The organism is Pontibacter oryzae, from assembly GCF_003576375.1.
Classification (GTDB): domain Bacteria; phylum Bacteroidota; class Bacteroidia; order Cytophagales; family Hymenobacteraceae; genus Pontibacter; species Pontibacter oryzae.
Genome location: NZ_QWGE01000002.1, coordinates 436,051 through 450,837 on the forward strand (window position 1 = coordinate 436,051; position 14,787 = coordinate 450,837).

The 14,787-nt window shown below is 46.6% G+C and carries 9 protein-coding genes; all 9 read left to right on the forward strand.

The window, feature by feature from the left end; all coding sequences use genetic code 11:
- Positions 1-290 precede the first annotated feature (290 nt).
- Entirely contained in the window at positions 291-827 is a 537-nt protein-coding gene (locus tag D1627_RS06685) for a hypothetical protein (protein WP_119431456.1), read from the forward strand.
- 171 nt (positions 828-998) lie between these two features.
- Complete coding sequence (locus tag D1627_RS06690) at positions 999-4,397, forward strand: UvrD-helicase domain-containing protein (protein WP_119431457.1); 3,399 nt, start codon at positions 999-1,001, stop codon at positions 4,395-4,397.
- Positions 4,398-4,565: 168 nt separating this feature from the next.
- A complete protein-coding gene (locus D1627_RS06695) occupies positions 4,566-6,797 on the forward strand; it encodes an ATP-binding protein (RefSeq protein ID WP_119431458.1) in 2,232 nt (743 codons plus the stop codon).
- Positions 6,798-6,840: 43 nt separating this feature from the next.
- Positions 6,841-7,275: a VOC family protein gene (locus D1627_RS06700; RefSeq protein WP_119431459.1), complete on the forward strand. Its 435-nt coding sequence runs from the start codon at positions 6,841-6,843 to the stop codon at positions 7,273-7,275.
- A 58-nt stretch (positions 7,276-7,333) separates the two neighbouring features.
- The gene (locus D1627_RS06705) at positions 7,334-10,237 is read left to right on the forward strand and encodes a PD-(D/E)XK nuclease family protein (protein WP_119431836.1); all 2,904 of its coding nucleotides are present in this window, start codon (positions 7,334-7,336) and stop codon (positions 10,235-10,237) included.
- 106 nt (positions 10,238-10,343) lie between these two features.
- Positions 10,344-10,955 (forward strand): hypothetical protein, encoded by a 612-nt coding sequence (locus D1627_RS06710; protein WP_119431460.1) that lies wholly within the window; start codon positions 10,344-10,346, stop codon positions 10,953-10,955.
- Positions 10,956-11,274: 319 nt separating this feature from the next.
- Positions 11,275-11,475: a hypothetical protein gene (locus tag D1627_RS06715; protein WP_147383231.1), complete on the forward strand. Its 201-nt coding sequence runs from the start codon at positions 11,275-11,277 to the stop codon at positions 11,473-11,475.
- A gap of 443 nt (positions 11,476-11,918) precedes the next feature.
- On the forward strand, positions 11,919-13,370 hold the full coding sequence (locus tag D1627_RS06720; RefSeq protein ID WP_119431462.1) for a M48 family metalloprotease: 1,452 nt from the start codon (positions 11,919-11,921) through the stop codon (positions 13,368-13,370).
- Positions 13,371-13,530: 160 nt separating this feature from the next.
- Complete coding sequence (locus D1627_RS06725; RefSeq protein WP_233555533.1) at positions 13,531-14,556, forward strand: N-acetylmuramoyl-L-alanine amidase family protein; 1,026 nt, start codon at positions 13,531-13,533, stop codon at positions 14,554-14,556.
- Positions 14,557-14,787: the final 231 nt, after the last annotated feature.

The following is a 14,787-nucleotide window of genomic DNA, read 5'->3' on the forward strand; positions in this document are numbered from 1 at the left end:
CTTAATATCAATACTTTAACCATAAATTTAATTTATAGGCGAATAAATAGAATAAATCAGCCGTAGTATACTTTATCGCTCCAAAATCATTTAGTAATCACACAGTTTTTCACCCGTATGTACCGATCAGATTTTTGCACCAGCGCTTGTCTGTTTTATTATTTGCCCCATACGTGTAACCACATTTAATAGCACCCAACATATTTAGCCGTTGCCGAGGTAGGCATGAGCTAGCTATTTAACCAAGACTTATAAAAATATATATCCCCTAACCCCTAAGTCCCTATTCTATGTTACACTTCTCCAAAATCTCAACAAAAGGTAAAGACTTTAACATGATCGCCTCAGGCGCATTGGCTTTTAAGATTCATAATAAAATCCTGAAAGACGAAACGTTCCAGAACGGTGCGAAAATTACGCGCAACATGCTACTTGGCAGTGTGCCAGCCCGCAATCTAAACGCCGACCGCCGTAACGTGTTCTATGTGATCCTGTCGGATGTGGATAGAACGAATATTGAGGCACTCTGCGAAATGATTGCGCAAGAGCGTAAAAAGGGAAGCTACGCAGTTTGCCAGGTAATACCAGTGTATTACAACGAGCCTTCTTTTAAAGCCTTGAAAATGCTTCGTCATAACTTCGATGAGGTTATTGAACTTAACAAATTTAACCTAGGCAGCAGCAAAGCCCTGATGAGCGCCGAACAGCAGCATTGCCTGATTACGGACTACTCCTTATCTATGGCCCGTATCATGTATCATGTCTGCGTGAAAGATTTTGTGCCTCTCAAACAAGAAACCAAAGGCGAGTTGGTGTACGCAAATTAAGCTACGTTATACTTTCTATACTCCGAAGGCCTCTGCTATTTGCTAGCAGGGGCTTTTCTTTTATAGCTAGCTTTACCTCTGCTGCTTATGCATGCTGTGCTAATATATATAGTCTATTGCTTGGTCGGTGGCATGCCAATGGTGTATCTTTAAAGTATAGATATCTCGCAAATGCCATCAGTTTTCAAAATCTACTCCTCCTCTGCCGGCTCCGGTAAAACCTACCACCTAACCAAGGAATACCTGAAGCTGGCGCTACACACGTCAGACCCGGACTATTACCGCTCTGTGCTGGCGATAACATTTACCAACGATGCCGCTGGCGAAATGAAAGAGCGTATACTGGGTGCGCTCCGAGGTTTCAATGATAAGTGCCTGACAGAGAAAGAAAAGCAGAAAAGTGAGGGGCTGCTTGATGGCATAACACAGGATCTTCAGCTGGAATACCCTGACGAAATGCTGGATAAAGAGGAAGTACGCCGGCGAGCCGCTAGTTTGTTCAGGCAAATTCTTTATAATTACTCTGAGTTCAGTGTTAGTACCATCGATAGTTTTGTGAATAAAATTGTGCAGGCCTTTACGCGCGAGCTTAACATTCCGCAGAATTTCGAAGTTGACCTGGACTCTAACTCTCTGCTAAGTACAGCCGTTTCGCTGCTGCTTGATAAAGTGACAGACTCGAAAGACGATCTTCTGTCGCAGACGCTGGAGCAGTATGCCCTGGAGAAAGCCCGCGAGGGTAAAAGCTGGGTGATGCTGCCCGAGGACCTGATGGATTTTGCGCGCAACCTGCTCAACGAGCAAGTATACGAAGCCATCACAGACCTGCAGCAGCTCAGCCTAGAGGACTTTAAACTGGTGCGCGAGCAGCTTTTTTTGGTGCAGCAGCAGGTATCCGAAATAGTGCAGGAAGCTGCGCAGCAAGCCATGCAACTCTTTGAGCAGGCCAACGTCTCCCCTGCCGACCTATTCCAGAGCACACGAGGCATCTACTCATACTTTAACAAGTGGTTGCAACACGTAGACCTGAACTATGGCAACAATTACGCGCTGCAAACCATTGAAAACGATAAATGGTATGCCGGCAAAGCCACCAGCTATGCTAAAGCGCAGATTGATAGTATAAAACAGCCGCTAACCGAGCTGTACTTTCACATTGAAAGTATAAAAGAACAATACGCGGCAACCTTCACGCTGATCCAGCAGATTGTGCCGCACCTTTATAAAATCTCGCTCCTAAACGAGCTGGAAAAATGCCTGCAGGAAATAAAGCTCGACCGCAATACTGTTCACATTTCAGAGTTCAATAAACGAATCATTGATATTGTGTTAAAGGAGCCAGTGCCGTTCATCTATGAGCGGCTTGGCGAAAAGTATAAGCACATCCTGATCGATGAGTTTCAGGACACCTCCGTTTTGCAATGGAACAACCTACTGCCGCTGGTAGACAATGCGCTGGCTTCGGGCCACTTCAGCATGGTGGTAGGCGATGCCAAGCAAGCTATATACCGTTGGCGCGGTGGCGAGATGGAACAGATTCTGCACCTTTACAAAAATAATACCCGTCAGCTTTACGAAAACCGTAGGCATGGCCCGCTGATCAAGGAGAGGTATGAGTCGGTGGACCAGGCACTGCAACCCAATAACCTGAGCACCAACTACCGGAGCCGCTCCGAAATCATCGATTTCAACAACGAGCTTTTCACCTTTATCAGCCAGGGGCATCCGGAGTTTGAGATGTTTACCTCGATTTATGATAAGGACTTTGCGCAGCAGGTGCCGGCTGGCACCGATAAAAGCGGCGGCCACATCCAGGTGCTCTTCACGCACGATGACGATACCAACCAAGCCTATGACCTCAACAGTTGTGCCCGCACGGAGCAACTGTACCCTGAATACAAGCATGAGAAGCTGCTAACCTACGATGAGAGCACGCTGAACATGGTGTTGCAGCTGGTTACGCTGGCCCAGGCAGATGGGTACGCATTAAAGGACATTGCTATACTTTGCCGCACCAACAGTAAGAGCAAGCTTATTGCTAACTTTCTGAAAGAGCGCAAGTATGACATTATCTCACAGGACTCGCTCTCGCTTCAGTTTGCTGAGGTTATAAATCTGGTGATTGCCTTGTTCCGAGTGTTTAACCGGCCAAACGATACGCTGGCTAAATCGGAGGCGCTATACCTTGTGTGTAAGGTGGCGCTTGATACCATCCCGGATGTAGAAATGACCAAAACCATTGCTGCCATTGCCAACGATAAGGAAAACCAGCAGTTTTTTGACCAGTTGCGGGTGCTTGGATTTGATGTGAAGGAGCGCGAAACCGGAAACCTTTCCATTTATGAGCTCACAGAAAAGCTAGTCCGCATTTTTAACCTGCTCGGTAAAAACAACGAGAGCGAGTACCTCTTCCGGTTTCTGGATTTGGTGCTGGAGTATAGCCTGAAGCACAGCAATAACCTCAATAACTTTTTAGCTTACTGGGATGTGCAGAAGGACAAGCTGAGCATCAACACGCCCAAGGACCGCAACGCAATTACCATTACCAGCATCCATAAATCGAAAGGGTTGGCCTACCCCATCGTGATCATACCTTTTGCAGATTGGGGCACCGAGCCAAAACGAGGGTCGCTGATGTGGAGCCAGCTGCCCGACAGTATTAACGTTACGGGTAAACTGCGCAGCGTGGCAGTTAACATAAGTTCCAAACTGGAGACTACTGTTCTCACCGATCAGTACCATACAGAAATGGATAAGACCTTCATCGAGAACATGAATATGCTGTATGTGGCGCTTACCCGCCCAATCGACCGCCTTTACCTAATCGGGAGCGCAAAGGACTTGCTGGAAGAACGTAAAGCCCCCAAACTAGACGGGCCAGTTAAAAACGTGAGCCACCTGCTCTACCGCTACCTAGTGCACAAAGAGCTCTGGGAATTCGGAAAGCACTGTTACCAGCTGGCTCTGGGCGCACCCAAATCAGGAAACACCCAGGAGCATAGCAACCGGACGTACTACCTGGATCACCTCACCTCCACTGACTGGGAAAAGCGCCTCAAGATTAAGCAGCACGCCAACAACGTGTTCGATTTTGAAACGCAAACCGAGCAGCGCCAGCAAAATAGAAAACTGCATTACGCCCTGGCCCGTATTGCATTTGCCACAGAATTAAATAAGGTGTTGCAGCAAATGGTGTACGAAGGCATTATCAGCGACCGTGAAAAAGCTGGCCTAGGCAAAAGGCTGCAAGCTGTGGTAAACCACCCAAAGCTGAGCCCATACTTTGGAAACCAAATAGCTGTGGAGCACGAGAAAGAGATTTTAGATGCCCGCGCATACTTATACAAGCCCGACAGAATTGTGTTTGCTGGCAGTAAAGTAGTGTTGATGGATTTTAAAACACCGCCTCCTGAGCCAGATCACAAGTATAAACTAGATCATTATGCCGTCCGTTTCAGGCAGCTTGGGTATAAAGATGTAAAGTGCGTACTCTATTATTTTGATACCGAGGAAGTGATAACGTGGCAATATGGCGACCGGCATGCCGAGCAATTGGGGGTAGGCTTTTAGGTTAACTCCAAAAAGGCCTATAAATATTTATTGGGTAAAGGCACAAACAAACCGTAACTTACCCAAACTTGCCCTACAACTAATTTACAAATAACTCCAAAGGCAAGTGCAAACCAATCAAATTTGCGCCAGGATACTGCAAATTTGTACTAGCATACTAATAGTTGCATGCAGAATTATAAAGACCTACAAGTAGACTTATCTAACTGTGACCGTGAACCAATACATATTATTGGCCGGATACAGCCCCATGGCTTTTTGATGATACTCGACCAGCATACACTTCATGTAGAGCAGGTAAGTGTCAACGTCGCTGATTTCCTGGATATGGCATCAGACAGCCTTTTAGGCAAAAGTCTAGCATTGTTGTGCTCTGAAGAAGGATATTTGATACTTCAAAAGCAACTGCGCAATGCGATGCAGCCAGACCCGCAATTGCTGCAAATAAACGGCAAAATGTTTTTCGGTTTTATACATGAGTCGAAAGGTAAGCTAGTTGTAGAATGTGAACCTGCTGTGCAGCTGGAAGAGCAACAACGACTGGAAAATAGTTACAGGTTTTCCCAATTTCTGACAGAGCTAAGCCTGAAAGAGGATATGGTGGGCCAGTCGCAGCTAGTGGTAGAGCAAGTGCAGGAAATACTTGGCTATGACCGCGTGATGCTTTATACTTTTGACAAGCACTGGAATGGTGAGGTGATTGCTGAGAAAACCATAAATGGCGTTCACTCTTACCTGCATCATCATTTCCCGGCCAGCGATATACCAAAACCAGCGCGTGAGTTGCTTAAACAAAAAACGGTGCGCCAGATACCTAATGTTCATGCCGCCGCCGTGGACATTGTGCCTTACCTAAATCCTACCTCTGGAGAGCCTTCCAATATTTTGCGCTCCGAATTAAGAAACCCATCGGAGATACATTTGGAGTATCTTCAGAACATGGGAGTAAGTGCCACGCTGTCATTCTCAGTGATTGTAAAAGGTGAACTTTGGGGTTTAATTGCATGCCACCATATGCAGCCCGTTTGCATCGATTACTGGAAACGCCAGCTTTGCCACTTGATGGCGAAAAGCTTTGCCAACGCACAGATGAGCAGCCGCGACAAGCTTAATTACGACACACTCGCATCCTATAAAAAACTGGAAGAGCAGTTGGTAGACCAGGTAAACCGCTCAGAGAATATAATTGACGGCCTATTTAAGGGCGAAGTAAACCTTACAAGTTTAACAGACTGCGCTGGAGCCGCCGTGTATATAAACAAGCATTTAACTTTAGAAGGCAATACACCTTACGAAAGTGAGATAATGCAAATTATTGACTGGTTAACGGAGAACAACACTGACAGAGTATTTAGTTCTGAGCACCTTTCGGAAGTAATGCCAGCCGCCTATGCCTTTCGGCATAAAGCCAGCGGGTTACTTGCCCTGGAAATCTCTAGATACAATAAAGAGTACATTTTATTCTTTAAACCTGAAATTAGCGAGACAAGGATTTGGGCCGGAAACCCCGAGAAACCGCTGCAAGAGGCTGGTTCTTACATACATCCGCGGAAGTCGTTCCAAAACTGGGCAGAGGTAGTTAAGGGAAAATCAAACCCCTGGACGATGAATGAACTGGAGGTAAGCCAGATGCTACTGAAAGATATCACGGCTATTATACTGCGCAACCAAGCTAACCAACTCACGCAGTTTAACCGTGACCTTAATATGTATGCCGGCGAATTGCGGACGCGTAATAGTCGGCTCGAGGATTTTACGAATATTATTACGCATAACCTGCGCTCTCCGCTCCGTAACATCCAAGGGCTACACGACTTATACATAGCCGAGCCAAGCCACGAAACCGCTTCAGAGATTTTGCCACGCATTGCCCGTATGGTTGGCAACATCTCTAATACCATCGACGACCTAAACCTGATCTTGAAAACAACGATCAACCAAAATATGTCGCAGGCGCCGGTGCACCTGGCAGCAATACTGGACAAGGAAATCCAAAACCTGGAAACTGAGATTCAGCAAAGCGGAGCCGTGATATATAATTCGCTGGAGGTAGAAACACTAAACTTACCCAAAGTATACCTGGAGAGCATTGTGCACAACCTGCTTTCGAATGCTATAAAGTATCGGAACCCGGATAGAAAACCAGTAGTTGAGCTGCGTACTTGGCAAGACGACACCACAGTATACTTATCTGTTTCTGATAATGGACTAGGCATGGACCTGAACAGAGTTGGCCCAAAAGTTTTTGGACTGTATAGAACATTCCATCCTCATAAAGATGCAAAAGGACTAGGCTTATACCTGACGAAAATGCAGGTAGAGGGCCTCGGCGGTACTATAAACGTTGTAAGTGAACCTAGCGAAGGCACTACATTTACGGTTAGCTTGCCGAAGCACTAGAATTGTAAACGCTATAAGCAAATCCAACTAAATACCTAGCAACATGGAACCAAGGCTCACACTAATTACACTTGGCGTCAGAAACCTGCAGCGCGCAAAAGAGTTTTACCAGCAGGTATTTGGGTGGCTGCCCGCCGAAAGCAGCACCGAGAGTATTGTATTTTTCCAGCTTGATGGTCTGCAGCTAGCCTTGTTTCCGCAGGAGTCCTTGGCTGATGATGCTGGTATATCGGCGGAAGGAAGCGGTTTCAGAAGGTTTACGTTGGCGCATAACGTTGGCTCTGAGCAGGAAGTAGACGACCTGGTTGCCCAGCTGGAAGAGCGCGGTGCCACCGTTTTAAAACAACCTGAAAAAGTGTTTTGGGGCGGGTACAGCAGCTACATCTCCGACCCGGATGATAACCTGTGGGAAATAGCTTACAATCCGTTTTTACCAACAGCAGAGGGCAGTAAAGATAGAAACCCATCAATCCACTAGCCTGTTGCGGCTAAGGCAGAATTGCAATCACTTATTCACCCATTCAACAGTATTGTTAGTGCAGACTTTCCTGGAGCTTACCGCCAAGTATATTTACGAAAAGTATAAAGAGCATATTAGTGAGCTTTGTATCGTGCTTCCTTCTCGGCGTGCGAGCTTTTTTTTCAAAACCGCGCTGGCCCAGGCTGCCGATGAGGCCATCTGGTCGCCGGAGGTGCATGCCATGGAAGACTTTATTCGGAGCCTTTCCAAGACTGATGTACTGGAGCCGATAAACCTGCAGCTGGAGTTGTTTGACCTGATGCGCGAGCAGGATCCAAAGCTGGATTTCGATAATTTCGTGACCTGGTCCGGAACGCTGCTGGAGGATTTTAGCCGCATCGATCAGAACCTGGTTGATACCGGTAAGTTGTTTGAGTATTTGGGCGAGGCGAAGGCGCTGGAGCGCTGGGATCCTAAATTTCTGGGCAAGGAGCTCTCTCCTACCCTTAAAAAATACTTCAGCCTCTGGGATAACATTGAGAAGACATACCATAACCTGCAAAAGCGCTTGCTGGCAAACAAGCAGGCTTACACGGGTATGGCTTTCCGGAAGGTTGCCCGAAATATTGAGAATATTGCCAAAGAAACGGAGTGCCATCAATTTATCTTTATCGGACTCAACAGTCTGAGCCGCTCTGAGGAAAAAATTATCCGGACGCTGCTGAAGCACGAGAAAGCCGAAGTGCTCTTTGATTCGGATGATTTCTACATGGAGGAAAACAGCGCAAACAAAGCTGGCGGGTTTCTGCGTAGCTACAAATCTGGCTGGGGTTTACCCGAGTGGCGCTGGCAGCAAAACCTGCTGCTAACCGATGAGAAGGAAATAAACGTGATTGGCGTGGCAAATGCCAGCATGCAGGGTAAGCTGGCGGGCCAACTGTTGCAGGAGATCAGGCAAACGTACAAACACAGCCAAACGGCTATTGTGTTGCCCGATGAAACGCTGCTACTTCCTGTGCTGCACTCCATACCCGATGATATTCCGACGTACAACGTTACCATGGGCCTTAGCTTTAAGGGCACACCACTGTACAACCTCATCGACTTGCTGTTTGAGGTGCACCTAACCGGCGTTACGCAGTTACAGAACACAGGCTACAAAGTATACCAGTACCACCACCTGAGTGTTACCAAGTTGCTGACGCACCCTTTTATCCGAAGGTATGAACTCTACCTGAACGACCAAGCGGAGCAGGAGCAATTTCATGGCATGATCCAGAAAGTACTGGATAAGATGGTGAAGGAGAACCGCGTATTGGTTACTGCCCAGGAGTTGCTGGAGCTTAGCAACCATCACCCGCTCTTCGAGTCGCTATTCCGCACCTGGCGCGACTGCGACGACATTATACTTGCCATGTATGAGCTGATCGAGCTGTTGCGCGAAGTATATACGCACGGGCGTAACAGCATCGAAACAGAGTATCTCTACATTTTCTATACTTTAGTAAAGCGCCTCGATACGATCTTCGATTGCCGGGAGCATAAGATTTCGGTGCGCAGCTTCCGTAAGTTTTTGTACGAGCTGATCTCACAGACGCGCCTGCCGTTTAGTGGCGAGCCAATCTCTGAGGTACAGATCATGGGTATGCTGGAAACGCGCGCCCTCGATTTTGAGAACCTGATCATACTTTCGGTGAACGAGAATGTGCTGCCTGCACCCAAGCGGCAGGAGTCGCTGATGCCGTATGATGTGCTGCGCGAATTTGGCCTGCCCACTTACGCAGAAACTGAAGGCACCATGGCGTACAACTTTTACCGCTTGCTCCAACGCGCAAAGCGCATAAACCTGCTGTATGTATTGCCTTCTGATACGTATGGATCCGGCGAAAAAAGCCGGTTTATACTTCAGCTCCAAAACGACCTGGCTTTACGCAACCCGGGCATCACCTTCCGCGACCTGACCGCTGCTGTGGAACAACAGGAGACCCGCAAGTATGAGCAGGACATCCTGATAGCTAAGACACCAGAAACTATTGCCCAGTTGCGTGCCGAGCTGGAGCGCGGCCTCTACCCTTCCCATTTCAACATGTATGTTAACTGTTCGCTGCAGTATTACTTCACGCGCATTGCCAAAATGCAGGAGATGGATGAGGTGGAAGAGCAATTGGGCGCTGATCAATTTGGCACCATTGTGCACCAGGTATTAGAGGATTTCTTCAGGCCGCACGAGCAATCCGGCGAGCCAATACAGGCGCACCATGTGGAGCAAATGCTGCAAGCCTTGCCTGAAAAAGTGAAGGCTGAGTTTAGCAAGGTTACACTGGGTGCTAAACCGGAGCGCGGCATGAACTACTTGCTCTATAAAGTAGCCGTGGAAGTGCTGGATAAGTACCTGCAAAACCTCAAACGCTCCGATGAACTGCCGCTATATGTGCTACGCCTGGAAGAAACTTTATCGGCTACGCTTCCGGTGCAGGTTGGCGATGAAACCATACATGTGCGCGTGGCAGGAAAAGCTGACCGTATCGATTTGACAGGCCATGAGCTACGCGTGATCGATTACAAAACAGGGAAAGTAGAGCAAAACCAACTGCGCGTGAAAGCCGAGGATTTGGAGCTGCATTTCCTGACGGATACGAAGTATGCCAAGGCGCGGCAGTTGTGGCTATATGAGTATGTTTTGCTGCGCACGCTGCAGCAAGAGCCGCAAAAAATTCTGCGCAATGCCCAACATGTGCTATTGCAAAGTATAAATGCAAAGTCAGGTATACTTTCTTTCAGGAACCTGGATGCGGGCGTGCTTCCTTCGGATCTTAATTTTCGAGCCACGGATGGGGCGGAGCCAGACTTCATGCTAAAATCAGAAGAACTACTAAGCACGTTCGTAAACCGCATGCTGGACCCAGAAGAGCCCATCCGCAAAACCAAGGACTTAGATGTGTGCCAGTGGTGCGCCTATCGGGGTATCTGCGCCAGGTAATTTTAAAAGGGTTGATTTAGAGCGGTTTATTCGTATATTTAGTCAGGTGCATGCAACGTAAGCAGCAAAGTATGGCTCTTGATAACATACCCAATCCTGAAACCCTATGAATAACAAAATTACACTTGCCCTAGCACTGCTGTTACTTGTATTTGTTTCTATAAGCTGCCAGAAAGATGAGGACGGGGAACCTGAGGAGCAGTTAATGCCGCTGCAGGTTGGTAATGAGTGGGTATACGACCTCACCGATTTTGATAACGCCGGCAACGTTTTAAACAAAAACCGAATTTACCGAGCAGTGTCCAAAGACACGCTGATTAACCGCGCAACTTACTATGTTTTAAACGATAGAACCATTGTCCGGAACACCCGTGAGGGTTATGTATACTATAGCATTGCCGGCAACATGGATGTGATACTTTACCAGAGTGCCTCCTACGGAGGGATTGGCTACGGTTATCAATACCCGAACTATCTCTTGTATGTGCTAACTTCCAGAAGCACGGAGCAAGCGCCTATTGTTGGCTCGGTCTTTAATTTATCAGGTTACGCCTTCGAGATAAAGCGAGAGTATCAGCAAACGAATTCCTCTACCATTACTACTATCCAGAAAGACTATGTTGCGCCGGGCGTTGGGCTGGTGCGCTCCGATACCTACTACGGCGACTCTAACGTGCTGATGCGCAGGCAGGAATTGGTAAGTTATCAACTGCGATAACCTCAAAGCAAAGCGCATATGCTAACGTTTAGGTGGTTTCGTACGTCCGTAGGCATCAATGTAAACTAACCATATCATATGTAACAAACTTTTATACTTTTTCTCTTTCTTTTACTTTGTTGCCCTCCCCTACTTTTTGCACAAGCCAATTTCCAACCTGGCTATGTCGTAAATCTCACAGGCGATACGCTGACTGGTTACATTGACTATCAAGAGTGGCTTCAAAATCCTGATGTCGTTGCTTTTAAAGCAGATTTATTGACAAGCGGAAATAGCACCTTTACAGTTAAAAAATTGCTTGTGCATTGAAATTACAGGTATGGAGGCTTACCGGCGTTATGTAGGTCTGGTGAGCATGAACCCAGTTGATATTAGCCGTTTGCCGATAACCAGTCAGCCTGAGGTTGTAACTGATACAGTTTTCCTGATGCAGGTTGCCACTGGCCCAATCATAAGTCTGTATAAGTACACTGATGCAGTGTTTACCTCGGCTACACACTATCACTCAAACCGGGGCTGAATAAAGATGTGGTGTTAAACGCTGCGCAAATAGGCTTTAATTACCTATTTAACAAACAATAAATTCTTGGTGCATCCGTAAAACAGAAAGCGCAGGTTATTTGGCCTGCGCTTTCTGTTTATACTTACAGTTAAATAAACCACTCATTTAAGATCGGCATCTATTACTTTGTAATAAAAGGCTGTAGCGGCTGCCCGTTTTGGCTGGGCTGTATCCAATTGTATCTGCTCATTCCTATTATAGAAAGTATACAGCATTGCAGCATTTTCTTTTAGGCACTTTCTGCTTGGCAGTTGGTGCAATGCTGGTGTTCTGTATCAGCAGCCAGAGCCTGTTGCATCTGTAACTATTCATTTTCTCGTACGTTGCTAGTTAAAAATTAAAGTTGCTTAATATTGATGGGTTTACAATCAGGTTGTTAAGTTACCCAAACTTAGATTCTCATGACTAAACATACTTCTATTGCATTAGCGACGGCCGTGTTGCTAATGTTTAATTCTTGTGCCACCAACCCAGTTACTGGCAAAAAGGACTTAGTGCTGATGTCGGAAGAGCAGGAAATCGCGCTTGGCAAGCAATCAGACCCGGCTGTGCTTGCACAATTTGGCCTTTACGATAATCAGCAGCTACAGAAGTTCATACAAACGAAAGGCGAAGCGATGGCTGCAGTTTCGCACCGCAGCAACCTGAATTATCAGTTCAGAATTGTAGACTCGCCGGTGGTTAATGCATTTGCCCTGCCTGGTGGGTATATTTACTTTACAAGAGGCATTTTAGCGCACTTCAATAACGAGGCACAGTTCGCGGGCGTGTTAGGCCACGAAATTGGGCACGTTGCGGCGCGCCATTCTGTGCAGCAGCAGACCAAGGCAACGCTAGCTCAAGTTGGCTTAATTGCGGGCATGATTATATCGCCGGAGTTTGCGCAGTTCGGAGATGCAGCCTCTCAGGGGCTGGGTTTGTTATTCCTAAAGTTTGGCCGGGACGACGAGCGCGAGTCAGATCGGCTTGGTGTTGAGTATTCTTCTAAAATAGGCTATGACGCCGAAGAAATGGCAGACTTTTTTCTGACGCTTAACCGGTTGCAATCTCAAAACGGGCAAAGCATTCCAGATTTTATGTCTACGCACCCAAACCCAGCCGACCGTTACGAAACCGTAAATCAGCTTGCCTTCGATTGGAAAAAGAAACTGAACCTGACAGTGGCAGATATTAACCGTAACAGCTATCTTAAGCTAATCGACGGGTTAGTTTATGGCGAAGATCCGCGACAAGGTTTTGTAGAGAACAACTCTTTTTACCATCCAGAGCTAAAGTTTAAGTTTCCGATACCAGCCAACTGGCAACATCAGAACTCGCCGATACAATTCCAGATGGCTCCCAAAGATGGCAAAGCGATTATGAACCTAACATTAGCCCCTGGTGAAACTCTAGAAGCTGCCGCGCAGCAAACCCTAAAGCAATATAGTCTGCAAGTAGTTGATTCTAAAAGCACCACTGTAAACGGCCTGCCTGCACTGGCAGTAATTGCTGACCAGCAACAGCAAGCGCAGCAACAACAAACACAAGTTATCCGAACACTTACTTATTTCATAAAGTATGGCGGAAACATATACAGCATTATGGGTATTTCAACGGCTAACGACTTTAACAACTACTTACAGTCATTCACAAATACCATGGAAAACTTTAGTGTACTCACCGAGCCCGATAAGCTGAACAGGCAACCTGAGCGCATTAAGGTTGAAACAGTGAGCCAGGCCGCTACCCTAAGCCAGATTTTCCAGCGTAACAACATCAAGGAAGACCGCATGCAGGAACTGGCTATACTCAACGGCATGGAGCTGAGTGACCGCGTAGAAAAAGGAACCATGATTAAGCTGTTTTCAAAATAAGCAAGTATGCTAAAATAGCCACGCTCGCTTGTTATTATTGGATAGTTGGATCATTAGAACCGTATTTTTCAATGCTTCCTTTCTGATTTTCTTTTATCCCTCCCAATTTTTTTATACTATCGCTTTGTAAGCGTTGAGCGGGATGATAACATTTAAAGATTTGCGTACATATTTACTATTATTACTCCTTTGGCTGGGCATTGCTGATTTGCATGCCCAAAATTATCCCAAGGTAATTGCTAAAACTGGCGATGGTGTCTATGTGTTATTGCGCCGGCATGGCCTTGACCCTACTGCGCACTTTAAAGCATTCGTAGACCTGAATAAAAAGAACATTGGCGAAGGCAATAGCCTGTATGCTGGCCGCGCCTATCTGTTGCCCTTAGCAAACCCTGCTGCCTCTGATGCTCCTGGGGCAGCCAAGAAAACTACAAGTGCCAGTGTATTGGAGGTGCCCCTCTTTGGGAAAGATTACGAGCGGGTTAAAATTATTGATCGCAAATTGCAGGGTGCGGTATATTACCTGATGGCGGGTCATAGCGGTCCTGATCCCGGTGCAGTAGGTAAGTATGGCCCATACATGCTGAGCGAGGATGAGTACGCTTACGACGTTACGATCCGGTTAGCGCGAAGGCTGATGGAACATAGCGCTACGGTATACATGATCATCCAGGACCCGGACGATGGCATCCGGGATCAGACAATACTCAAAATGGACCGGGATGAGGTGAGCTATTCCGGCAAGCCTATTCCCTATGATCATAAACTGCGCCTCCGCCAGCGGGTAAATGAAGTTAATACACTTTATAAAAAGCATACCGGGGCTTATCAGCGTATGCTCTCAGTGCACGTAGACAGCCGAAGCAAGGGGCAGAACATTGATGTATTTTTCTACCACCATGAAAACAGCCCTTCGGGATTGGCCTTAGCTGAAAGTATACATAAGGTATTTACAAGTAAGTACCAACGGTATCAGCCTAACCGCGATTACTTCGGGAGTGTTTCGCCGCGCAGCAGTTTGTATGTGGTTAAGTATAGTCACCCGCCCACTGTTTTCGTAGAGCTCGGAAACATACGTAGCGAGAAGGACCAACGCCGATTCGTTACACCTAATAACAGACAGGCGCTTGCCAACTGGATTTGCGATGGAATTTTAGCTGATTATGCAAGCCATAAAGACAAATAATTGAGACATTCTAGTGCTTTAATTAGATAAGCCCTTTTAACACACATAGTGTTGAAGGGGCTTTTTTAATGTACTTACAACTGAATATAAACCCATTTAACGATTGCAAGTTGTGATTGAGTGCAATGTTATCCACTTGCCTTTTTAAGATAAATACATCTGCAAATCAGTGGTTTACCATGTTTTTAAACTAGCAGTATGTGGGATCGTTTAGTATAAGGTAATGGTTTA